Consider the following 25,069-nt stretch of genomic DNA (forward strand, 5'->3'; position numbering starts at 1 on the left):
TTTTCTAACCTCCTCTTAATGGATACCTTCATTGTAAAGAAACATTGTTAATCTAATCTTTCGCCAAGGTTAATTACGTGTAAATTTGTTAACTTTTTTTATCATTATGTAAATTTTCTTTCACATAAGCAGAAAGTCATTCTTTATTTGATACGATGAGAAAAAAGGATAGAGAGCGGGGAGCATTTAATGATAAATTTTGATTGGAATGAGCACACATTCACCGAAAGCCAAGTAAAAATAGCGAATTATATTCAAAAGCATATCCAGCATGTTCTAATTTCAACAGAGCAAGAAATTGCAAGGGAGGTAGGTGTCAGTATTGCCACCGTTTCAAGATTCTGGCGTGTGATCGGCTTCCAAAATCTAAAAAGCTTTAAAACAGCGATAAGACATGAATTAGAAGTCTCGCCAGCAGGAAAAATCAAAAAGGTAAAAATAACCGACAGTGCATCGAATCTATATTTAACGATGGAAAAAAGTATCGGGCTATTGCAGGAAACCATCGACCACCTAGAATCCGATCAATTTAAGCAAGCTATTTCTCTACTAAGACGTGCGAGAAGAATTAGAGTGCTCGCTCTAGGTCCTTCAAAGGGATTAGGAGAATTACTAGTCTATCGAATGACGAGGTTCGGCATGGACATTCAACTCATTCGAAATCAAGGCAATGAGCTTTTTGAAGATATGATCCATTTAAAAAGAGAGGATCTCCTTATTATTTTTGCCTTTACGAGACTCTTACCAGAGGCAAAGGTCTTACTATCCTATCAAAGAGAAATCCATTATCACAGTCTATTAATCACAGATCAGCTGATCGCGGATTTCACCTCTCTTGCCACCATGACATTGTTTGCAAGCAGAGGCGATGTTAATGAATTTCATTCCATGATTGCCCCGACACTACTAGTCGAAAACCTTGTCCTTGCACTCGGAATGGAAAATAAACAGGATAATATCAAAAAGCTAGAGCATTTGTCTGATTTGAGGAAAAAGTATGAGAAGGAATTACCACGATAGACCATATTTTTAAAAAATAAGACAATTTTCACAAAAATATATTGATACTTTTAACCTATGAACTTATACTATAGATAGACAATTAGTAACATAATAGCAAAGGAAGGAATCACAATCATGGAAATCATACAATCGATGAAACAAAATGACCTCAAGCACAAGAACACGCTAATGTTCCTTACGATGGGGATCTCGTTGATAGCTGGGCTGATACTATCCATCCTACAAAACGTCACGTTATCAGTTATTTTTTATGGGGTGCAATTAGCTCTTATTATCCTAATCTATTTCAGCTTTAAAAAATTCGATCAGAAGGCATTTCTTTTGCCTTATATTTTTATCGTAATTTTCTATCTTTCAGACCTAGTTTATATTGCATTAAATGGTGCTACCTCTGCCCTATTTCTGATTGTTATCTTTTTAAATATCTTCTCTGCGATCCATATGAACAAGAAGATTTTTTATACTGGATACTCGTTAGGGATCGTTGTGATTGCTTACAACTTTATTAGAATGGACCCTTCTAATACAGAAATGATGCAGATTTTTCAATATACGGTCCTTATCCAATTGTTAATTCTTCTTATTTTTCATTTTGTGATCAAGATGGCTAATGGACAAATGGAGCAGCTTACCGAGTTATTGCAAACTTCTCAGCAACACAACAACTCCAAGCAAGAGCAGAATCAACTCATTGAAAGCTCCATTTCGACTATCTTAGAAAAAATTACCACCATTAACACACAATTACAAGAAAATGTGTACGCACAAAATGAACTAAATACGACCATTCAAGAAATATCGCAAGGCAGTCAAACACAGGCGGAACAGATTTCGAACATATCAGACGCTACCAATGACACACGTCAAAATATTGATATCGTACATCAAACATCCCAGAGCTTATATGAGGATTCGAACAAAGCAAGTAGTTTAGCCGCTACCGGAAAAGAAAAGATGGATACATTAAATCACCATAACGAAACATTAGAGAAAACGATTGGTCAGCTAAGTCGCACCTTTGCCGAACTAACCGAAAAGATTAAAGAAACGAATCAATTTGCAGACAACATTAAAGAAATTACCGAACAAACGAACCTACTAGCATTAAATGCCTCTATTGAAGCAGCACGTGCTGGAGAAGCTGGAAAAGGCTTTGCTGTCGTAGCGGATGAGATTCGTAAGCTTGCTGATTTAACGGGAGAAACAACGGAGAAAATTACCGGGAACCTCGCTTCCTTGAACCAGTCGAATAATTCAGCCGTAAACCAAATGGATGAAAGCATGCTTAATTTTGTTAATGGAATGGAAATATCGAACGAGGTTACTGGTTATTTCGAGGATCTCACATCAACGATTGAAACATTAAACAGTGCCTTACAAAACTTCACCATGCTTGCCGAGGATGTTCAGCAGCAATCTAATGGCGTAGAATCATCCACCAATGATCTAGCAGCGATTATTCAACAATCATCTGCTAGCTTAGAAGAAATGAGTGCAACGATTACGATCCTGACAGAAAGTAATCAAGAAATTGCCAAACTATTAAGCGAAACCGTAGAGGACACTAACTCATTACGTACAAATATCGGAACCTTGTAATAAACCATAAAATTACTTCCTACCTAGTTTAAATATTAGTAAAACTCGCATTCGCTCGTCTTTTAGCGAATGCGTTAGCTTTTCTTATACGTTGGACTTCAAAATTTTCGCTTCGTTGCTATAAATTTTAAGCTTTCCTAACGTATTTAAAAAACATCGCCCCTTTGGCTGGAGCGATGTTTTTTCTTTATCCCCAGATTTCTTTGGAGATATCTACAATATATTTTAATTTATTCCATTGTTGTTCTTCAGACAGCTCATTTCCATGGTGAGTGGAGGCAAAGCCACATTGTGGGCTAAGGCAAATTTGGTCAAGTGGTACAAATTCGGATGCCTCTTGAATTCTTCTTTTAATCTCTTCTTTATCCTCAAGCTCTCCATTTTTAGAAGTAAATACCCCTATAACAACCTTTGCCCCATTTCTCGGAATATGCTTTAATGCTTGGAAATCTCCGGAACGCTCATCATCATATTCAAGGAAAAATCCATCAACCTTTTCCTTGGCAAATAAAGTAGGAGCGATCAAATCATAGCTTCCCGAAAATGCCCAATCAGATCGGTAATTCCCACGACATAGATGTGTCGTAATTTGCATATCTTCAGGCTTCACCTCAAGCACACCATTTACTACCTTTAATGCAAGATCAATCAGGGATTGTCTATCTTGATCTGATTCAGCAAATGGTAGATTCGGAGACGATAAACCAGCAATATAAACATCGTCAAATTGTAAATATCTGATACCTACATCATAAAATGCTTTCACAGCATCCTGATATACCTTAATAATATCTTCTGCAAACTCGTCCCAGCTTGCATAGTACTCTTCTCCAATAATTCCAGTATTGAAGAACTGGTTAGGACTTGGAATGGTGAACTTCGGTACGGCTCTTCCGTCGATTTGTTTGATTAGGAATTTAGCATCCTCAATAAATGGGTGGTTTTCATTCCAAGAAACCTTGCCTGTTAAACGCACATTATACGCATCGGTTACTTGGTTAGCAAATTGATAGCCTTGCTCTGGCACATAGCCCTCTACCCCATTGATGTATTCCATAAAATCCGTATGCCACCATAGTCTCTGGAATTCCCCATCAGTTACAGCTGTTAAACCTACTTCAATCTGCTTATCGACGATTCTTTTCACTTCAGATCTTTGAATCTCTTTTAACTCGTCATAGGGAAGATTTCCTTTTCGGTATTTGGCGATTGCCTCATGTAAGGATGCTGGTCTTAATAAACTACCAACATGGTCGGCGCGAAATGGTGCTGTTTTTGTAATAGTTGTCATTTTTCTACCTCTCTCCATATGTATTTTAGAATCCCGAATCTTATCCTTCCAACGCGCAAAAAACCTCTTCTTAAAAATAAGAAGAGGTTTATACTTTTACTCACTGCTCTTCTTATCTTCTAGCGATCGCTACTGGAATTAGCACAGTACTTGGAATAGTCTGTTGCTGAGGCTTCAAAGGGCCAGTCCCTCCACCTCTCTGGATAAGAATCGTTATTTAATTGATATTATCAATGCTAACTTACCCTTTGGAAAAAGTCAACATTTTTTATGGAAATTTCTATTTTTGATTAAACCGATGAAAATACTAAGGTTATGAAAAAGGATGGGCAGATATTTTTCCATATGCTATATTAAAGAATAAGGTGGTGAACACATGACGGAGATCTTAATTGTAGAAGATGAAGAAAAATTAGCACGAGTGTTAGAGCTCGAATTACAATATGAGGATTATCAAACAACGATTGCTCCTGACGGAAGAATAGCATTAGAACTATTGCAACAAAATAAATATGCACTAGTACTACTAGACATTATGCTTCCAAGTATGAGTGGATTGGAAGTACTTCGACGATTCCGAAAAATAGACCCATCTACCCCTGTTATTCTTTTAACCGCAAAGGATGAAGTGCATGACAAGGTATCAGGACTTGACCTTGGAGCAAATGATTATATTACCAAACCATTTCAATTAGAGGAACTTTTAGCAAGAATCCGTGCACAATTACGAAATCAAAAGCCTCGATCCACTTCCTTCGTCAGTATCGATGATTTAACAGTTGATAAAAATTCGAGAGATGTAAAACGCGGGGATTCCTTTATCGAGTTAACTCGAAGAGAATTCGACCTTCTCTGTTTTTTAGTCGAAAATAAAAACCAAGTATTTAGCCGTGATCAGTTGTTAGACAAGGTATGGGGATTTGATTATGTTGGCGACACGAATGTCGTAGATGTTTATATTCGATATTTACGAAATAAAATCGATAAGCCTTTCGATAAAAACACGATTCATACAGTCCGAGGCGTAGGCTATACGGTAAAGGATTCTGCGCTATGACATTACGAACGAAAATACAAATTTTCTTATCTGCTTTAATGATTGTATTTATTTTGCTGTTAAATGGATCTGTCTATTTTCTTTACCAGAATAGGATGAGTGAGAATGAAATCGATCGTGTCAAAAGCGATGCCATTCAAATTATGGAGGCACTTGCCAAGCAGGATAAGATTGCAGCCGACACGAATACAAAGGAACTACTGCAGGCGTTTCTTCCAGCCAATGGATTGATTCGGATTTTTAGAGAAGATGGGGAATTTCTCAACCGAACAACAGCAGACGGTAAATTCTTTGACTGGCCCTATCACTATACAACCAAAGAAGAGATCACGTTAAGTAAAGATAAAAATGGCAACAGTTATGTGCAAGTCGCCACACCGATTATTTGGAATGATGGCTCTGTCGTAACACTTCAAGTAAGTGAAGCATTGTATTCGATGGATGATACCTTAAGCACACTTCAATTCGTTTTATTTGTTGCATCCTTTTTCATGCTGATTCCTGCGATTATTGCAGGCATTGTGCTCGCTCGATATATCACGATTCCTATTAAAAAGTTAACGAATGAAATGAAAAACAATCCGAAAAACGGAAGATGGGAAAAGCTTACGAATCTCCATTCCACAAAGGATGAACTCGGAGAAATGCAACTCTCCTATAATAAGATGATTGATCGCATTTACGAAAATATCGAAAAACAAGAGCGATTTGTTTCAGATGCTTCTCATGAATTAAAAACACCACTCTCTGTGATCACAAGCTATACCGAGTTATTACAAAGACGAGGAAAGGATCGCCCAGAACTTTGGGAGGAGGCAACAAATGCTATTCTTTCAGAGGCAGAGCGAATGAAGCAATTAACCGAGCAAATGCTTCTTCTAGCTAAAAATCAAGAGCAGGAAAACATTCGTTTTGAGCTTGTGGATATATCATCCATTATCCGAAGCATTATTCGCTCCTTGTCTGTCGCTTACGATCGAGAGATTATTTTATATACGGATCAAGTGAATACAGAAATTAGTGCGGATAAACAGAAGATTTATCAGGCAATCTATATTTTAGTGGACAATGCGTGTAAGTATAGTGATAGCGATATCCACCTTCAAGTAAAGGAAGGGCCAACTGAGCTTACGATTTCCGTCAAGGATTTCGGGGAAGGTCTAAGTAAAGAGGACCAACAACATATCTTTGACAGGTTTTATCGGGTTGACAAAGCAAGAAGCAGAAAGTCAGGTGGAACAGGGCTTGGACTTGCCATTTGTCATTCGATTATTCAAGCACATGGTGGTACGATTACGATTGAAAGTGAACTAAACGAAGGCTCCACCTTTACGATTCATTTGCCTAAATGAGATAACACACTGCATTTTCTCATCAAATTCTCATTTTTCTCTCATTAGCTACTCAGTTTGAACGAATATAATCGAAGTATATCAACTAGAGGAGTGGTTATATGAAAAACAAAACATTTTATCTTATTCTATCTGGGGTCATTTTAATAGGCGGTATCTTTGCTATTCTACAATTCACGTCAAGCCCTGCCAGTGCCTACTTATCAGAAGAAGAAGCAAAAGCAAAGGTCCAAGAACAATACGCGGGTGAGATTAAGGAATTAGAGTTAGAGGAAGATGGAAACAAAAAGGTCTATGAAATTGAAATAGAAGGTCAGGATAAGTACTATGAGTTACATTTAGATGCAGAGACTGGCGAAATTTTAAAGCTAGAAGAAAAGAAACTTGCTAACTCATCAAATACTAATTCATCAAAATCAAAGGAGGAGCAACAAAATAATACCTCCTCCGATAACAAAGAGGAGACTAATTCCACTAAGCAAACCACTCTCATCTCTTATGATGAGGCGAAAAAGATAGCACTCGAAGAATACAATGGCACGATTACCGATTTTGAACTAGATGAAGATGATGGCAAAAGTGTATACGAAATTGAGGTACAAACAAAATCCGAAGAGGTCGATCTAGAAATCGATGCCTATACTGGTGATATAATCTCTATTTCAAAAGACGAGCTGGATGATTAAATACTAAGTTAGATGAAAAAGAAGGCTTTCCCTATAATGGGAAGCCTTCTTCTATTATTCTTCCACTCTTAATAGTCGTAAAGCATTCAAGATGACAAGGACCGCTGCGCCTGTATCACTTAGTACTGCCATCCACAGTGTAAGCCATCCTGGAAAGATAAAAACTAATGCGATGAATTTTACTATTAAGGAAAACCAAATATTTTGTTTAATAATGGCTAAAGCTTTTCTACTTAGTTTAATCGTGTGTGGTAATTTTTCTAAATTATCCGCCATTAACACGATATCTGCTGTTTCCATAGCGGTATCTGTTCCTGCACCACCCATAGCAATTCCTAAATCGGATGTGGCTAATGCAGGGGCATCATTAATACCATCGCCTACCATTGCTACCTTGTAGCCTTCTTCTTGCAATTGTTTGATAGCATCCACCTTATCCTCTGGCATTAATTCCGCAAAATAACGACTTACATTGGCTTCTTTCGAGATCCTTTTTGCTGTACCTTCATTATCTCCTGTCAGCATAACGACATGGTTTATGCCTACATTTTTTAAACCATTCAAGGCATTAATCGTTGCTTTTCGAATAGTATCAGCAACAGAGATTACCCCTACTATTTCTGTTTCTGTGCCGATAATGACACCCGTTTTCCCTTGAATCTGTATCTCTTCCAATTCATTTTTGACCGAATCCAGAGATATATTCCGCTCTTCAAATAGCTTCGTATTTCCAGCGTAATACACTTTGCCATCTATTGTTGCTTGGACACCTTTTCCTACAATATTTTTAAATTGTTCTCCTTTTTTAGTTTGAATTCCGTTCTCCTTAGCATAATGCACAATCGCTCTTCCAATTGGATGTGTAGAGTAATCTTCTAAGGTATAGGCAATAGATAATAGTTCTTCTCTTGTAGCCGTGTAAGCCGATATCCCTCCAACTTGTGGTTTACCTTCCGTTAATGTCCCAGTTTTGTCAAAGGCAATTGCTTTTAAAGCCCCTGCTTTTTCTAAAAACGTTCCTCCCTTAATTAATACACCGTGCTTCGCCGCATTACCGATAGCCGAAACGATCGCGACCGGTGTAGAGATAACTAACGCACATGGACATGCCACCACTAATAAAGCAAGACCTTTATACACCCACTCACTCCAGCTACCCATGCCAGCTAATGGTGGTAGAACAATAACAGCTAGTGCAACAGCAAATACGACCGGAGTGTAGATGCTTGCAAATTTATCGATAAATGCCTGGGTAGGTGCTCGTTGTTCCTGTGCTTCTTCTACTAAATGAATAATTTTAGATATCGTCGTATCCTCTATCACCTTCGTCACTTTTACTTCAATGGAACCACTCTCATTAATCGTACCAGCATAAACCGTATCACCAACTGTTTTATCAATAGGGATAGACTCCCCTGTAATAGGTGCTTCGTTGACGCTTGTTTCACCTTGGAGCATTTCCCCATCTAATGGAATTCTATCACCAGGCTTGACGACGATAATATCCCCAATAGACACTTGATCGACAGGTTTTTTAACAAGCTCTGAACCAATCTTGATCCAAGCTTCTGATGGAGAAAGATCCATCAAGCCTCGAATTGATTTTCTCGTGCGTTCCATAGATAGATTCTGTAAGGCAGTCCCTAATGCGAATAACCAGACAACCGTGGCCCCTTCAAACCATTCCCCAATCATTGCTGCTCCTATCACAGCAGTGGACATCAATACATTCATATCTAGTGAACGACTTTTCACAGCAAAATAAGCACTTTTTACAGGTTTATATCCACTGATTACGATTGCCAAAGCATAAAAAATCGTTGTTAGAAATGGAGGTAATACAGTATGAGTGCCAATAAATCCCATTACAATGAATATACCAGAAATGGTAATAGAGCCAAATTCCCCTTTTGATTTCATTGCTTGTTTGGAATCGGTATTGTTTTCTAGTAATGATGCATGGTAACCAATCTTTGAAATCTCTGAAACGATATCCGCTACACTGTTTTCATGCTCGACTTTCATTTTTCCTGTAGAAAAACTGACACTTGCACTATTCACTGCAGGAATGTTATTTAAGTGATTTTCTATACTTTGAGCACAGCTTCCACAATCCATGCCTTCCACAAGATATGTTCTTAATTTTTCGTTTTGATGTAATGGCTCAACCGTAAAACCTAGCTTTTGGACGGTTTCTTCAACTTGATTAAAAGAACCAAGCACTTGTAATTTTGCTGTACTGTAATTTACCTTTGCCTCTTGGACTTCTTTTAGACCACTCAGTCCTTTTTCTATCGTTAACGCACAAGACGGGCAGTCCATGCCGTAAATACGAAATTCCTTCCTTTCAGCATGGACGTTTGTTAACATGCTTGGAGCTTCTTCAATTTCACTGCTGTAGCATGCAGTCGTTTCTTGATCTTTTGTGTGACCACAACATTCATCTTCTTCATTTATAGCTTTCTCTTCACTACTACAACATGAATCTATTTCACTCACTTGTGTCGTCATTTCTTCAAACTGTGTATGACAACAAGGCTTTGCTAAATTCTTTGTTTGTGAACTGCTACAACATTTTTCGGCCATTAGCAATGGCCTCCTTTTATATGATTTTCACAAGAAGCAACTTCATTTTGAACATCCAACAAGACTTCATCAAACATCGACAGCAAGTCACGGACCTGCTGGTTACGCAAGCTGTAATAGATATATTTTCCTTGCTGTCTTCCAACAATTATGCCGCAACCTTTTAAACATGCAAGGTGTTGTGAAATATTCGATTGACTTGTGGCAATATCATCTACAATTTGTGATACCGTTTTTTCTTTATTTTTTATGCAATCAAGTATTTGAATTCGTGTTTTATGAGAAAATCCATGTAAAAATTTCACTTTCGTATCCACATCAATCGTTCTCATATGCTCCCTCCTTATATATTAGTTTTGACTAATATGTGATATCATATTAGCATTTTCTAATATGTGTGTCAAAAAATAGATCACTAAAATAAATTAAGAGATAATCAAATAGCTGACTCTGTTATTGTTTAAATGCTGAAAATCGGGTATATGATTAAGAATAGAACATCAAACCGTCTGGTGCGGGAACAACAACGGTAAGTGCACAGCCTAAGGGAGCGACTAGAAAATAACCATCCTAAATGCTACTCAGCAAGAGTGGTTGTTTGAATGAAATGACAGTGTAGCTACAATTAGTGTCGCGAAAGAGACCGAATACCCCCAGAATTAGACGAACAATCTAATCTGGGGGTCATTTAGTGATAAGAATATATCAAAGAGCTGAATGTATATGGATGGCTTCTTATCAGACAAAAATTAAATAAATAATAAAAACACTAAGTAAATAAATTAGTGAGCTGACGAACAACACTCTAGCCCATTTTTTCTTATCACTTGCCTTAAATCCTATTAATGCGACAATAAACCAGCCGATATTCAAAACAGAAATAACAAGATAAAAGGACATGCTAAAGGAATCTAGCATAAATGGTAAGATCACTAATAACCCGATATAAATAGCCGTTCGGCGAATCGTGGTCTGATAGCCCTTTATGACAGGAAGCATCTGCAATCCTGACCGTGCATAATCTTCCGACTTTCTAATGGCAATCGCATAAGTATGTGGCATTTGCCAGAGGAACATAATCAAAAACAACGAAAAAGGGATCACATGCAGTGTACTTGTTTCAACCACTGCCCATCCCATCACTGGTGTTACCGCACCAGAAAAGCTTCCAACATGCGTATTCCATGTAAAACGCCTTTTGGTCCAAACGGTATAAACGACCACATACGTATACCAACCAATAAAGCCTAACAACCCTACCTCTATATTAATTGTGAAAAGTAATATTTCCCCAATAATACTAAGAACAATCCCTATTGTTAGAATCGATCGTAGTGACATCGATCCTGTTACAGTCGGTCGGTCCTTTGTCCTTTCCATTAATCGATCGACATCTGCTTCAAGCCAATTATTTAATGCTAGCGAACCGGCTACTAACAAATTACTGCCAATCGTTAATAAGACAAAATCCCCGATATACTCCATAAAAGAGAGCTCATAATATTTTAATGCAATAAAGAAACCAAACAATGCTGGCATCACATTTGCAATCAATACAAAACGCTTAAAAAGATGCTTTAAATCTAACAAGTAACGCAAAATCATTTTCTCTACCCCTTGATATTTACCAAACCATTAATTTTTCTTATTCCACTTTTCGAATCATAATTTGCCAGCTTGTGCCTGTCCCAATATTATAAGCTTTCGCAAAGGATCCTTGGTTAATTGCAATTGCCATATTATCTAAAGAATTCACATATAACAGCGGTTCTCCTACATGAATAGCAGCAAATGACCTTTCAAAAGCGATAATATTACTATATACCTTACGACTCTCGTGGAGAATCTTCACTTCTATTTTATCACCATATTGAATATCTAGGCTCAAAAAAAGCTCACGGCTTATATTTGTCCAGAGATTACCAAATCGTACGTCTAGAATATCGATCGTACCATGAATCGATTGCTCGATAACCTTTGGTGAAAAATAAGGTAAGTGAACGATATTGTCTACAGCGAGTTCCTGTCCTACCTCGGTGAACGTGATGACTCCAGCAGCAAGCCTTGCCCCTGTATAGGCATAAATATCTCTTCCATGAAAGGTATGTGATGCACCAGACGTTGGTAGGCGATTGACCTTTTCATCAATTTCACGAATCGCCTCGATCCCGATATTTTCAGCGATATGTGTCAATGTTCCGTTATCAGGTGTCACAATATATTGGTTAGCCTTTGTTTTAACGACAACACTTTTACGGTCAGATCCGACCCCAGGGTCCACTACGGATACGAATACCGTCCCAGCTGGCCAATAGTTCACCGTTTGCCAAAGGCGATAGGATCCAGCCCAAATATCAAATGGTGGAATATCATGGGTATTGTCAAAAATCGGGATTACTTTACTGACATTGTGTGCAACACCCTTCATTGCACTCACTGCCCCATCCTCTAATCCGAAGTCAGATTGTAACACTAATGCATTCATCATGATGATTACCCCTTCCATTATTTTAAACTAATTATACTATTTTCATGAAGGGAATACTATTCATACAATTATTCAAACAAAACAAACCCCCCAGTCACCTCAAAAAGCTTTTTTGAAGTCACTAGGGGTTAGCAAAAAGGTTATCCTTTGACACCACCTGCTGTAATTCCTTCTACTAGATATTTTTGAAAGAATAAAAACACTAATAATTGCGGAATAATCGATGCGACAGACATGGCAAACATTGGCCCCCAAGCAGATACAGAGGAAGGATCGGAAAACATCTGTAAGCCTAACGCAACCGTATAAAGCTTCGTATCATTCAAATAAACTAATGGTGTCATAAAGTCATCCCAAGTCCAATAGAAGGAGAAGATTGCTACAGTCGCTAATGCTGGGATGGTTAAAGGCAAGACGACACGCCAAAAGATCCCGAATGTGCTACACCCATCCATATATGCCGCTTCGTCCAATTCCCGAGGAATACCACGGATAAACTGAATCATTAAAAAGATAAAAAATGGCACCCCTCCAATAAACGCCGGGACAATTAATGGTAAGTAAGTATTTACCCAGCCAATATTATGGAATAAAATATATTGTGGGATTAGCGTTATTTGTTGAGGTAGCATTAAGGTAATAATCATACAAACAAATAACGGTGTTCTAAACCGGAAGTTCACCCTAGCAAATCCAAAAGCAACAAGAGTGGACGAAAATAAGGTTCCAATCACCACTAATGTAGTGACAAATGTCGAGTTAACGAAAAAGGTAGCAAAGCTTAAATCACCGAAGCCTTCCCAGCCCTTTAAATAATTATCCCACCTGATTTCTGAAGGAATCAAGGATGCTGCATTCCGAAAAATTTCACTCTCAGGCTTTAAGGAGCTTGCAATGGTCCACAAAATGGGATATATCATCAATAGACCTAATCCCCAGATCGATCCATGATAAATGACTGTTTTCCGTTTACTACTATTCACCTTCATTACCTCCTTCCGATTCATAATATACCCAGCTTTTCGCTGTCCGGAAGATAAATGCCGTAAAAATGGCACAAATCAGCAATAATATCCACGCTAATGCCGATGCATATCCCATATCGAAATGAGCGAAGGCTTTTTCATACAAATAAACTGCATAAAATAATGTTCGATCCATTGGCCCACCCTGAGTGATCAAGAAGCTTTGGGTAAATGCCATGAACCCTTGAATTGTCTGCATCACTAAATTAAAGAAGATAACAGGTGATAGCATAGGAATCGTTATTTTGAGAAATTGGCGAAACGGACTAGCGCCATCAACCGCTGCTGCTTCATACAATTCTCTTGGTATTGCCTTCAAACCTGCAAGAAAAATAAGCATGGGGGAGCCGAATTGCCACACTACTAAAAGGATTAAGGTGGAAAGGGCAAAATCAGGGCTCGTTACCCAGCTAATCGACGGGATCCCGAACAATGATAAAATATCATTAATCGCACCATCACGACCAAATAGCTGTTTCCACACTACTGCTATTGCTACACTTCCACCGAGGATGGACGGCACATAGTATAAGGTTCGATATAACCCTACACCACGACGCTTCGTATGGAACAACATGGCAACAAATAAGGCAAAGGCTAATTTAAGTGGTACACTACCAAAGACAAAAATAAACGTTACCTTTATCGCTTGCCAAAATCGACTGTCATTTGTGAACATGTTTAGGTAATTATCCAATCCAATCCACGTTGGGGAGGATAATAAATCATAATCCGTAAACGAAAAGTACAAGGATGCAAGCATAGGTCCTACAATAAAGCCTAAAAAACCTATTAACCATGGTGCAATAAAGGTGAAACCAACCAAATCAACCTTCCATTGCTTATGTAGCTTGCGACGATTCTGATGATATTTAACGACATCTGCTTGCTCTTTCATTTAGACACCTCCAACCATTAAGGTAGAAGCCACCTCCTCATAAGATGACTTCATATGTTGATTATTTATTTTTGGCTAATATTTCTGATGCTTTTGTTCGAAAGTTCTCTGCTGCCTCTTCAGGCGTGATTTCACCGTAATGAATCGGATCCTGTACTTCATTTTCAAATAATGATTCAATCTCTGTTGAACCTTGTGGATCTGGTGGATCAATTTCACGACTATATTCCTGTGCTAATTCTACATACTCAAACATTTTCCTTCCTGCATCTGTTGCATTTTCCTTTAAGTGCTTACGTACTTCTCCGGCAATAGGTACTCCCCGCTCTGCATTTAAAATTTCATTTGCTTCGATACTATTCGTAAAAAAGCTAATAAATTTTGCTGCTTCCTCCTTATGTTCTGAGCTCTCCGATACCGATAAAAATTGGCCTGGCTTAATATAATGACCAAGTTCGCCACCCTCTAAAGTAGGTTGGAGCATTAAATCCAATGGTCTCCCAGCCGCAGATTCGATGGCGATAATTTGATTGCTGTGCATATCCATCACGATCGCTGTTTCTTCATTCACTATCGGGAATTGCTCGACATTCGTACCCGCTGTCTCAAATACATCCGGTGGGGCTGCACCTCCAGATTCCAGCATATCTACAGTAATCTGTAGGTAATCCACTAATAATTGATCATCCTCATACCCAAGCTCTGTCCCGTCCTCACTATATAGCCACTTGCCATGCTGTCTCAAATAATGTTTAAATCCCATGACTCCTGCATTAGGATGAACCCCATACACACCATCACCTAATTTATCAGAGAGCTGTTTTGCCTTTTCCTTTAACTCCTCCCACGTATAACCAGGCTCTAATGGAGCTACCCCTGCTTTTTCAAACATGGCATTATCCACTACTATGGCATGTGCATTTGCGCCAATATTTACGGCATACAGCTTGTCATCGATAATTCCACCATCAATATAGGTATCCTCAACATCACTTAAATCAAGCGCATTACTATCGACGAAAGAGTTTAAATCGGCTAACAAGTCCTTCGCCACATATTCTGCTAAATATTTATAATCCATTTGAACAATATCAGGTAAGTTGCCACCTGCAGCTTGTGTAGCCATCTTCTCCCAATATCCATCCCAGCCAGTAAATTCCGCAGAAATCGTTACATTGGGATTTTCCTTCATATATAAATCAATCACTTCTAATGTGCGGTCATGCCTGTCCTGTGAGCCCCACCACAGCATCCGCAATTCTACTTTCTCGCTATCTCCACCTGCTTCCTCCGAGCCGTTTGATGCTTCATCATTCGAGCAGGCAACTAATAAACTAATGAATGCTAAAGCTAGAAATAAAAAATACCTCTTTTTGATCATGTGCATTCTCCCCTTTTCATAAAATAATTATGCTTGTTTCAAGCCATGAATATGATCAATGGCATGATTTCCGATGATCATTACGATAAAAAATGTCAAGCTTACCCCAATAGAGAATAACAGCTGTGGAAATGCTAAGGATACATAGATCACACCGATAAGTGCTATGGCAAAGCCAATCGTTTTGATAGGATTTAACATACCTACTATAAAAGCATATTTCATATATCCGAACAGACTTAGTTGATAACGCAAATAAGTTGGAATAATGTACAAAAGGGTAATCATGAACCACACCGACATAATGTACATACCAACACTAATGATATAACCGAAAAGACTATCTTGATTCATAAAAAACTGCATATCAAAATAAATAACAAAACCGATTAATCCGAGTACAATGGCGAGTTGATTAACCTTAACGAAATGAGAGCGATAGCTTCTCCAAAATAGCCTCCATATCGATGGTACATGTTTTTCTGTTAATAGATGCTGCTGCACTTTACAAACCGCCAAAGTCGCGGGGACGATTCCGAATACAATCAATCCAAAAATCGTAAAAAGGAACCATAACAGATTCAAATAAACTAATTGTAAAAGATAAATGCAGAAGACCCTTATGATGTCTGTTAACTTTTCCATACGCCTTGGCACCCCTCCCTTCTATGGTTGTTATTTTTTCTGTTATCTTTTAAAATGAATGAATAAATTAATCATTACATTAAGTATATAGTGACCATTTGTTTAAAAAAGGGGTTACAATTAATATTTTCACTAAAAAGTTAAGCGTTTACATAATTAAGTATCCTTCCTTATGATTTCGTAAAATAAGATACTTTTCGGTCCATGAAAGGAGAAAAAAGAAGTGTACAACATATTACTTGTAGATGATGAGAAAGAAATCCGTTATGGTCTGAAGAACTATTTCCCTTGGAATCACCTCGGCTTTGAAATGGTCCATGATTGTGAGAACGGTGAAAAAGCACTCGAATATCTATCGCAAAATCCGATTGATGTTGTTCTTACTGATATTAGAATGCCTGTTATAGACGGGCTTGAACTTGCGAAACAGATCTATCAGCAACACCAACCCGTTTATACCGTTATTTTGAGTGGGTATCGTGATTTTCAATATGCGAAGGAAGCGTTAAAATTTGGCGTGGTAGACTATATCGTTAAACCAGGTAAATATGAGGAGATTCACGAGGTATTTTCCACCCTAAAGAAGAAACTAGATTCGACCTTAACAGTTCAATCTATGAAAGGAAATTATACCGATAATATCATTCATACGATAAAGAAATATGTGGAGGAGCATTATGCTAGCATCTCACTCGACGATCTAGCTAGTCTATGCAAAATGTCTCCAAATTATTTGAGTACCTTCTTTAAGGAAAAGACAGGGACTAATTTTTCCACCTATTTAACCGAAATTAGAATGAAAAAAGCATCACAAATGTTAAATGATTATGACTATAAAACGTATGAAATCAGCCAGCTTGTCGGATATAGCAATCCCAAAAACTTCACGAGAACGTTTAAGAAATTTTATGGAATAACTCCGAGAGAATACCGCCAATCAAGCGATCATCACGCTAGCTTACAATGAAAAAAATATTAATCAAAAATATCGTTCTTTTTTTGTTTCCTGTGTTAATACCGGTATTCTTACTCGGATCATTTGCTATTTTTATTACCGACAAATATATGAAAGAATCGATTACAACCAATAACCTGAACCTACTACAGCAGCTAGACCAACAGACAAGCCTTGTTCTAAACGACATGCACCTATTACACTTGGACTATAATTGGAATCCTGAGATCATTTTATCCCTTCAAAATATACTAGACTCAGAATATTTATCCCTTCAACAGAAGCGGAATCTCGAATATGGTGAAGGGACATTACGACGAAAGGAAATCGCCACACCTTATATTCATTCCATCTATATTTATTATAAGAATGAAAAGAATCGTGTGCTCACCTCTACCAATGGGGTTATCTCTATCAGCTCCATGCATGACACGGAATGGTTGAAGGAGTTTGATCCTTCCTCTAATCAGGAGGAGCTATGGATGAAGACCCGAAGCATTTCAGAGTTTTCATTTGAAACACCTGAGCCTGTTATTTCGATTTATAAAAATATCTTTAAAACAAATGCGAAGCAAGCGGAAGGCATTATTGTATTAAATATTTACCAAAGCTATTTCGAAGATTTAATGAATGAACTAAATCATTATGAGGATCAGAATATTTTCGTCTTAGATAAACATCAGCAGAAACTATATGAGAATAAGACGAGTAATCGAATCGATCCATCTGAATTAGATTTAGAGAATCAGGATGAACACTATTCCATCACGCTAGATGGACGCAGATATATTGTCCATCAATTATTCTCTGAAGAATACGAGCTTCGCTATATTTCTGTCATTGAAGACCGTATTATCTACTATATCCCGAATCAATTAACATGGTTTACGATACTATTAGTTCTATTGTCCTTGATCTTAGGGGCTACAACCATTTATTATTTATCTCAAAAAAACGCCAAGCATGTTCAAAAAATCATCTCTATCTTAAATACGACGAGTCAAAATGGAAATTGGACGAAGAAGCTATCGTTTAAGGATAACGAATATCAGCTTATTGTCGAAAGAATTTTAAAAAATTATGTGAACCAAAGCAATTTAGAAAAGGAATTGAAGGAGAAGAAGTATCAGCTCCAAACTGCTGAATTGTTAGCCCTTCAAAATCAAATTAATCCTCATTTTTTATCGAATACACTTACGATCATCTATTGGAGAGCGATGGCATTAACAGGACAACCGAACAAAGTAACCAAAATGGTAGAAACCCTAACAGATATACTCCATTTCTCGATACGAATGAAGCAACATACCGTCACCTTAAAGGAGGAAATACATCACACGCAAAATTATATTGAAATTATCAAAATACGTTCGGATCATCCTTTTTCAATTATTTGGGATATCGAAGAAAAGCTGTTGGATAAACAGGTGCTAAAATTTATGCTGCAACCGATAATAGAAAATAGCTTGTCTCATGGAATCGATCATCAAGCCAATCAAAAACTAATAATTAAAATAAAAATCCAAGCTATCAAGAACCATGTTCATGTTACCGTTTTGGATAATGGAAAAGGGATACAAAGGGAAAATCTGCATCAATTAAGACGTGCTATCAACACTGAGGCATTGTCATCCAAGCACATCGGCTTAGCAAATATTAATAAGCGCCTCGATCTCATCTTCAATAGTCGCTATACATTACGTATTCTCAGTAAGGAAGGATGGGGAACCTCGATTACGATTGTTCATCCATTGAAATAAGGTGAAAAGCACAGCCTTTTATAAAAAATGCAGGCTGTGCTCTCCTATCACGACTAGAGTCCACTACTCTTTAGTTCACTCGTATTTTGCTTTGGTCGGTACCCCAATTCCTTTATCGCATTGGTGAGATCCCATGGTTTATCGGGATTATCAGAAACCCCATAGTAGGTACCAAACCTTCTATCTGATTCGATTGCTGCAGTAAAAAGATTAATTAAATCTACTTTTGACAATAACGTCCTTTTTAACCGTTCATTTCCTTCTACTGCCTTCAGCTCCTCCTCCTTCGGTACAGATCCAATTCGTATATTAATAACAGAAAGCTCTGTGTTTAAGGAAAAGATAAAGCCAGCCTGCTCAGAGGCAAGCTTCAGTACCCCGTATAAGCCCTTTGCATATGGATAATCCTCTGTTGTAATTTCTCTTCCCAATTTAGATAATCCATTCTCTTCCATATAATCTGTGACATGATTACTACTAGCAAAAATCACTTTCGGTATTTTCTTTGTGTTAGCAACATGCATCGTATAATAGGTCGCTTTAAAAAACACGTCGGTCATTTGATCAAAAGTGTCCACTTCCTCAATTGCCTGACTTGTCTCCATCCGTAATAAATTAATGATCACATCAGTATCTTCAGGAATTTTTTCCAAAAGCTCTTGATATTTGGTAGCATCCACATATTGGTGGGATGCATCAGCTTGGCCAATCGCTCTGTCAAGGTTCAGGATATTGTAGCTGCTTTTCAAGCCATGAAATAATGCTTCGCCAACTACACCCGCCCCACCTAAAATTACCAATTTTTTCACAATATCGATTCCCTTCCAATAGGTAGTAATGGTAGCGAGGAAACTGCAACAAATGGCTGACAGATTTAACTAGTTAAGCTTCCTCTTCACTGTGCCTCGCTACATTAGACAGTTTCGAACTTTTTCTTGCTTCAAAATCTCCATATATTAGACAATTTGTGCTTCCGATCGCCTTCCTAAGTCAAAATGCGGTTTATCTCCAAGCTTCCCCTCTTTTTCAAATTGCCTTTCATACCAGTTACATAAGAAGCACAACCGCCTCTCTATTCCATATCATTTCTTATTTCGGATCAGTTTCACTACTTCCATTAAAATCATACTCGCTAATGCTAGGCCAAAAGCAATGGCGAATTTGCTCAAGCCAAATTCAGCAGGTATATGGAAGATATCACGGGCAAACGGTAGAATCGTAATCGTATAAAGTAAAAACCCAACGAGTACAGCACCAATCACATACTTATTTTGAAAAATGCCTGCACCAATGGCTGTTTGAACATTGGACCTTGCTGGGAATGTTTGTAACGTACGCGATAAGATGAGTGTCGTAAAGGCCATAGCGACTCCCATCTCATCCGAGTGCTGTAAACCGATATAATGAGAGATTATGACCGCAACGCCGATTAATATCCCTCTTATCGTCACAGATCGTAAGGTGCCACCAGCAAATATTCCTTCCTTAATATCGCGAGGCTTTCGCTTCATCACATTCGGTTCTGGTTTTTCTACCCCTAATGCAATAGCAGGAAGTGAATCATTGACTAGATTTATAAAAAGTAACTGTAAGGCGGTAAATGGATTTGCCCAATTCATAATCACCGCGAATAAGATAGCAATGATCGCCCCTAAATTTCCGGCAAACAAATAGGCAATGGCTTTTTTAATATTATCAAATACCGTTCTACCGACACCGACTGCCTTCACAATGGAGACAAAATTATCATCGGTTAAAATCATCGCAGCAGAATCCTTCGCCACATCCGTTCCGCTTCCCATACCAATGCCAATATCCGCTTGCTTCAGAGCAGGGGCGTCGTTAACACCATCCCCGGTCATTGCCGTAATTTGTCCTTTTTCCTGCCATGCCTTCACGATGCGAATTTTGTTCTCTGGGGATACGCGGGCATAAACGGTAATCCTCTCAAGCTTTTCATCAAGCTCTTGTTCTGACATTTTATCTAACTCTTTACCAGTAACAGCAATGTCGCCTTCCTCCATCAAACCAATTTCGCGACCAATCGCTTCCGCTGTTGTCTTGTGGTCCCCTGTGATCATAACAGGCTGTATACCTGCCTTTTTTGCTTCTTCAATCGACCCATACACTGCTTCACGAGGTGGATCCATCATCGCCATTAGTCCGATTAAAACAAAATCTTTTTCATCTTCTACCGATAAGCTTGGATTTTCTTCGTCTATTTTTTTATACCCAAATGCTAATACTCTTAGCGCTTGCTTCGAATAAGATTCATTTTGCTCTTGTAATTTTTGCAACCATTCTGCTGACAGCTCTCGCCTTTCTCCATTTACTAATATATACTGAGCACGCTCAAGCATAACATCAGGACCACCCTTGATGAGCATAAGGATTTCTTTATCGATTTCGTGTACGGTTGACATCATTTTTCGATCTGAATCAAACGGTAGCTCTGCTTTTCGAGGGTACTTGTCCCTCATCTCCTTATAGGATTGCTTTTTATCCTCTGCCAAATGAATCAAGGCAATCTCTGTAGGGTCTCCTATTTCCTTTTTATCTTCATTAATATAGGAGTCATTACATAAGACGGCTGTTTGCATTAATAATTGTTCACTTTTATCCCATTTATTATCGGAAAAAGGCTTATCCACTTCAGGTAAATAAAAATCGGTCACGGTCATTTTATTTTCTGTTAACGTACCTGTTTTATCTGTACAAATGACACGAGTCGAGCCTAATGTTTCGACAGCAGGTAAACGGCGAATTATCGCATGCTGCTTAGCCATTTTATTCGTCCCAACAGATAACACAATCGTTACAATCGATTGCAATGCCTCTGGAATCGCTGCAACCGCAATGGCAACAGAGAACATCAGTGCATCTAGAATGGCCTTTGTCATATCTACATCTGCATCACTAAACCACAGTCTTCCAACTTGAACTGCAAAAATAATGATACAAATCAACAGTATGGCAATCCCTAGCTTCTTACTAAAGGAATCCAATTTACGTTGTAATGGGGTTTGTTTCGCTTCTGCTGTTTCGATCATTTCGGCAATTTTACCAATTTCCGCTTTTTCTCCTGTAGCAGTGACAACAAATGTCCCCCTGCCATTGACGACGAGAGAACTACTAAAAACCATGTTCACTTGATCCCCAATCGTCACTTCTTCCTCTAACGGGGCTGTTGTCTTTTCAACTGCATCTGATTCACCTGTTAGCATCCCTTCGTTTACTTTAAGAGACTCTGCTTCTAATAAACGACCATCTGCCGGAATGTAATCACCAGCCTCGAGCTTTACAATGTCTCCTGGTACTAGCTCTCGTGCCATAATGGTTTTCGTCGAGCCATTGCGTACGACCTTTGCTTCAGGTGCGGACATATCCCTTAATGCATCCAATGAGCTCTCTGCTTTTTTTGTCTGAACAACACTGATAATGGAATTTAACAAAATAACGAGGAAAATAATGATCGATTCGATCACTTCACCTAACACGAGCTGGACGATCGCTGCAATGAGAAGAACTACAACCATTGCATCCTTGAAGGTTTCTAAAAACAATTTCCATGTGGGGACCTTCTCTCTATCTGCTATTTCATTATATCCCTCTTCTTCTAATCGTTTTTTGACTTGATCCTCCTGGAGTCCTTTCTTATCAACCTCTAATTGTTTTAAAACATCTTCCTTTGTAGTCTGGTAATGGTGTTTCAATAGTTAATCCCCCTTGTCGTTTTCTAATGTTACACATACTCTTTCAATTCGATAATCCGTGATTTCCACAATCTCAAAGACTAAATTTTTATAGGTAATAGTCGGTAACTCTTCCTTTTGCGGTATATACCCTAATTGGCTCAAAAGAAAACCATTTAATGTTTCAAATTCTTCTGTAGGAAGCTCCACCCCGAACATCTCCTCTAGTAAATAGAGATGTGTTGTACCATCTACCTCAAACTGATGCGAATTTATTTTTTTCCAGCCAAAGTTCTCCTGCTCTCCTGGGAGATGATGCTCACTACTAATTTCCCCAACGATTTCCTCGATGATATCTTCAATTGTTACCATACCATCAATTCCCCCATATTCATCGACAACCATAGCAATATGAACATTATTCCTTTTCATCTCACGAAATGCTTCGTCGATTGACTGTGATTCGAGAACAAACAGTGGCTTTCTCAAGATAGGCTTAATCGATGGAGAGTCACTACTAGTCATGAGAGAAATCATATCTTTTGTATGTAGGACACCGATGATATGGTCGATATCTCCTTCATATACAGGAAATCGCGTGAAACGCTTATCGTTCATGAGCTGATAGATTTCTTGTATCGACATGGTGATATCAATTGCACTTATTTCCGTACGGTGTGTCATAATATCTGATACTTCTTTATCATTTAATTCAAATATGTTATGAATCATCTGTTTTTCATCTACTTCGATCGTACCTCGTTCACCACCAATATCTACTAGCATGCGAATTTCCTCTTCATTCGCCTCTTCTTCTTTGGCATTTGGGTCAACTCCAAACAATTTCACGACAACATTTGTAGAGAAATTAAGGATCTTCACAAATGGTGAACTTATTTTAAATAGTATCATTAATGGAGAGACAACGAGATAAGCAATTTTTTCGGCCTTTTGCAATGCCAATTGCTTTGGGACAAGCTCGCCAATCACTAGCGTAAAATAAGATAGTAAAATCGTAATTCCTACAACTGATATCGTTCTTAATAAGGCCTCAGAAAGGGGGATTCCAATCGATACTAGCCATTTTGCTAAAGGGTCTGCAAAGCTATCTGCGGCAAAGGCACTTGCTAAGAAGCCAGCAAGCGTAATACCAATTTGAATCGTAGCAAGAAAACGACCAGGCTCCGCTAGTAAAGTCTGAAGCTTCATCGATTTTTTATCCTTTTCTTTTGCTCTTTTTTGAATTTTATTATCATTTAATGCGACTAGCGCAATCTCGGATGCAGCGAAGAATGCATTGATAAGAATAAGAATAACTAGTACGGTAATCGCTAATACCATATCCTCAACCTCCAAATAAAACTGTTATTATTGGTATACCCTAAATTGTTTAAAATACAACCATAGAATGTTTATGATGACACCTGATTCCATTAGTTTTACATAGCAAAAAAAGCCAATATATGTGATAATTAAAGCAGAAATAATATAGAAAGAAGTTGGTATCAGATGCAGTTAGAGATAGATAAATCTTCTTTACCGGTATATGAAGCATTAGCAAGTGATGTTAGATTAGAAATTATCCAATTATTATCGAAAAACAAAATGAACATAAAAGATTTATCGAAGGCATTAGGCATCAGCAGTCCCATCGTCACCAAACACATTGAAAAGTTAGAAAAAGCAGGGATTATTCGGACAGAAAAAATTCCAGGAAAATCAGGCTTACAAAGAATTTCGATCCTTAAGGTTGACCATATCGAAATTAATTTTCCGAAAAAAATCTATCATTCCTTTGCTACCTATGAAACTTCGGTTCCTGTCGGTCATTATACAGATTATCATGTGTTGCCAACCTGTGGACTGGCAACAATAAAGGATTTCATAGGACCAGTAGATGAAACAAAATATTTTATGGACCCAAAACGTATGGATGCACGGATTTTATGGTTCACTCAAGGATTTATAGAATATAAAACCCCGAATTTTTTAAAGGAAGAGGACGAGCTACAACAGTTAGACATCAGTATGGAGATTTCATCTGAGTTCCCGTTTTCCAATGAAGTTTGGCCATCTGATATTACGTTTACCTTAAACAATGTCGAGCTCGGAACATGGGTAAGCCCTGGAGACTTTGCTGATACACGTGGGAAGTATACCCCAGAATGGTGGCCACACAATATTAATCAATATGGGCTACTAAAAACGATTCGTATTACCCCGCACGGTACGTATATGGATGGAGAGCCTATGTCAGATGTAACTATCTCTGACTTAGATACAAGAACAGAAGGCTGGAAGCTTAGAATCGAAGTAAAAAAAGAGGCAGAAAATGTAGGCGGGGTAACCTTGTTTGGCCGAGAATTTGGTAATCATAATCAAGATATTAATTTTAAGCTTTATTATATTTAATCAACAATGTAAACGCTCAATATTTAGTATGGAGAACCTGGTAGGGCCTATCAGGTTCTTTTTTTATACGTTAGGAAACCATAACATTCTTGCCGGAAATAATGCAACGATACGAAAATTTTGAAGTCCAAAGTATAAGAAAAGCTAACGCATCCGCTAAAGAACCCAGCGAATGCGGGTTTCCCTAAAAAATAAGCTAGAAATTAGTCGAATTTTCTT

At 38.1% G+C, this 25,069-nt stretch carries 20 protein-coding genes and 1 riboswitch; of the genes, 8 read left to right on the forward strand and 12 right to left on the reverse strand.

Annotation, left to right across the window (positions count from 1 at the left end):
• Positions 1-189 precede the first annotated feature (189 nt).
• Both ACZ5N5_RS00950 and ACZ5N5_RS00955 read left to right on the forward strand, forming a co-directional pair.
• Positions 190-1,020, forward strand: a complete 831-nt coding sequence (locus ACZ5N5_RS00950; RefSeq protein WP_054788564.1) for a MurR/RpiR family transcriptional regulator — start codon at positions 190-192, stop codon at positions 1,018-1,020.
• A 117-nt stretch (positions 1,021-1,137) separates the two neighbouring features.
• Positions 1,138-2,622: a methyl-accepting chemotaxis protein gene (locus ACZ5N5_RS00955; RefSeq protein ID WP_464373081.1), complete on the forward strand. Its 1,485-nt coding sequence runs from the start codon at positions 1,138-1,140 to the stop codon at positions 2,620-2,622.
• A 187-nt stretch (positions 2,623-2,809) separates the two neighbouring features.
• On the opposite strand, the gene ACZ5N5_RS00960 is transcribed toward ACZ5N5_RS00955, so the two are convergent.
• Positions 2,810-3,913, reverse strand: a complete 1,104-nt coding sequence (locus tag ACZ5N5_RS00960) for a 5-methyltetrahydropteroyltriglutamate--homocysteine S-methyltransferase (protein ID WP_054788560.1) — start codon at positions 3,911-3,913, stop codon at positions 2,810-2,812.
• A 109-nt stretch (positions 3,914-4,022) separates the two neighbouring features.
• Positions 4,023-4,123, reverse strand: a riboswitch (SAM riboswitch).
• Positions 4,124-4,289: 166 nt separating this feature from the next.
• On the opposite strand from ACZ5N5_RS00960, the gene ACZ5N5_RS00965 reads away from it, so the two are divergent.
• The 3 genes from ACZ5N5_RS00965 (at position 4,290) to ACZ5N5_RS00975 (ending at position 7,008) form a co-directional block, all read left to right on the forward strand.
• On the forward strand, positions 4,290-4,970 hold the full coding sequence (locus ACZ5N5_RS00965; RefSeq protein ID WP_277678937.1) for a response regulator transcription factor: 681 nt from the start codon (positions 4,290-4,292) through the stop codon (positions 4,968-4,970).
• Entirely contained in the window at positions 4,967-6,322 is a 1,356-nt protein-coding gene (locus ACZ5N5_RS00970) for a HAMP domain-containing sensor histidine kinase (protein ID WP_054788559.1), read from the forward strand. The genes ACZ5N5_RS00965 and ACZ5N5_RS00970 overlap by 4 nt, the downstream gene beginning before the upstream one ends.
• 101 nt (positions 6,323-6,423) lie before the next feature.
• Positions 6,424-7,008 (forward strand): PepSY domain-containing protein, encoded by a 585-nt coding sequence (locus ACZ5N5_RS00975; RefSeq protein WP_054788558.1) that lies wholly within the window; start codon positions 6,424-6,426, stop codon positions 7,006-7,008.
• A 54-nt stretch (positions 7,009-7,062) separates the two neighbouring features.
• On the opposite strand, the gene ACZ5N5_RS00980 is transcribed toward ACZ5N5_RS00975, so the two are convergent.
• From ACZ5N5_RS00980 to ACZ5N5_RS01015, 8 genes are all read right to left on the reverse strand, one after another.
• Positions 7,063-9,594 carry a heavy metal translocating P-type ATPase gene (locus ACZ5N5_RS00980; protein ID WP_464373082.1) on the reverse strand — a complete coding sequence of 844 codons (2,532 nt, stop codon included), beginning with the start codon at positions 9,592-9,594 and terminating at the stop codon, positions 7,063-7,065.
• Positions 9,594-9,926, reverse strand: coding sequence for an ArsR/SmtB family transcription factor (locus ACZ5N5_RS00985; protein WP_054861039.1), 333 nt, complete (start codon positions 9,924-9,926; stop codon positions 9,594-9,596). Before ACZ5N5_RS00985 ends, ACZ5N5_RS00980 begins: the two co-directional genes overlap by 1 nt.
• Before the next feature lie 406 nt (positions 9,927-10,332).
• Entirely contained in the window at positions 10,333-11,199 is an 867-nt protein-coding gene (gene cyoE, locus ACZ5N5_RS00990) for a heme o synthase (RefSeq protein WP_464373083.1), read from the reverse strand.
• Between the two features lie 40 nt (positions 11,200-11,239).
• Positions 11,240-12,085 carry an SAM hydrolase/SAM-dependent halogenase family protein gene (locus ACZ5N5_RS00995; protein WP_464373732.1) on the reverse strand — a complete coding sequence of 282 codons (846 nt, stop codon included), beginning with the start codon at positions 12,083-12,085 and terminating at the stop codon, positions 11,240-11,242.
• Between the two features lie 137 nt (positions 12,086-12,222).
• Positions 12,223-13,071, reverse strand: coding sequence for a carbohydrate ABC transporter permease (locus ACZ5N5_RS01000; RefSeq protein ID WP_109983040.1), 849 nt, complete (start codon positions 13,069-13,071; stop codon positions 12,223-12,225).
• A complete protein-coding gene (locus ACZ5N5_RS01005; protein ID WP_464373084.1) occupies positions 13,058-14,005 on the reverse strand; it encodes a carbohydrate ABC transporter permease in 948 nt (315 codons plus the stop codon). The genes ACZ5N5_RS01000 and ACZ5N5_RS01005 overlap by 14 nt, the downstream gene beginning before the upstream one ends.
• Positions 14,006-14,066: 61 nt before the next feature.
• On the reverse strand, positions 14,067-15,386 hold the full coding sequence (locus tag ACZ5N5_RS01010; RefSeq protein WP_054788555.1) for an ABC transporter substrate-binding protein: 1,320 nt from the start codon (positions 15,384-15,386) through the stop codon (positions 14,067-14,069).
• Positions 15,387-15,413: 27 nt separating this feature from the next.
• Complete coding sequence (locus ACZ5N5_RS01015; RefSeq protein ID WP_109983043.1) at positions 15,414-16,031, reverse strand: YesL family protein; 618 nt, start codon at positions 16,029-16,031, stop codon at positions 15,414-15,416.
• Positions 16,032-16,254: 223 nt separating this feature from the next.
• Here ACZ5N5_RS01015 and ACZ5N5_RS01020 point away from each other — a divergent pair, with 223 nt between their 5' ends.
• Positions 16,255-16,998, forward strand: a complete 744-nt coding sequence (locus ACZ5N5_RS01020) for a response regulator transcription factor (protein ID WP_054861043.1) — start codon at positions 16,255-16,257, stop codon at positions 16,996-16,998.
• The gene (locus ACZ5N5_RS01025; RefSeq protein WP_464373085.1) at positions 16,995-18,746 is read left to right on the forward strand and encodes a sensor histidine kinase; all 1,752 of its coding nucleotides are present in this window, start codon (positions 16,995-16,997) and stop codon (positions 18,744-18,746) included. Before ACZ5N5_RS01020 ends, ACZ5N5_RS01025 begins: the two co-directional genes overlap by 4 nt.
• 53 nt (positions 18,747-18,799) lie before the next feature.
• On the opposite strand, the gene ACZ5N5_RS01030 is transcribed toward ACZ5N5_RS01025, so the two are convergent.
• The 3 genes from ACZ5N5_RS01030 to ACZ5N5_RS01040 all read right to left on the reverse strand — a co-directional run bounded on the left by ACZ5N5_RS01030 (position 18,800) and on the right by ACZ5N5_RS01040 (position 23,779).
• Positions 18,800-19,555, reverse strand: coding sequence for an NAD-dependent epimerase/dehydratase family protein (locus ACZ5N5_RS01030; RefSeq protein ID WP_109983045.1), 756 nt, complete (start codon positions 19,553-19,555; stop codon positions 18,800-18,802).
• Between the two features lie 273 nt (positions 19,556-19,828).
• Positions 19,829-22,459, reverse strand: coding sequence for a cation-translocating P-type ATPase (locus tag ACZ5N5_RS01035; protein ID WP_464373086.1), 2,631 nt, complete (start codon positions 22,457-22,459; stop codon positions 19,829-19,831).
• 3 nt (positions 22,460-22,462) lie between these two features.
• Entirely contained in the window at positions 22,463-23,779 is a 1,317-nt protein-coding gene (locus ACZ5N5_RS01040) for a hemolysin family protein (protein ID WP_464373087.1), read from the reverse strand.
• Between the two features lie 168 nt (positions 23,780-23,947).
• Here ACZ5N5_RS01040 and ACZ5N5_RS01045 point away from each other — a divergent pair, with 168 nt between their 5' ends.
• Entirely contained in the window at positions 23,948-24,850 is a 903-nt protein-coding gene (locus ACZ5N5_RS01045) for an ArsR/SmtB family transcription factor (RefSeq protein ID WP_277678118.1), read from the forward strand.
• The last annotated feature ends 219 nt before the right edge of the window (positions 24,851-25,069 follow it).

Source organism: Gracilibacillus sp. JCM 18966, from assembly GCF_055392695.1.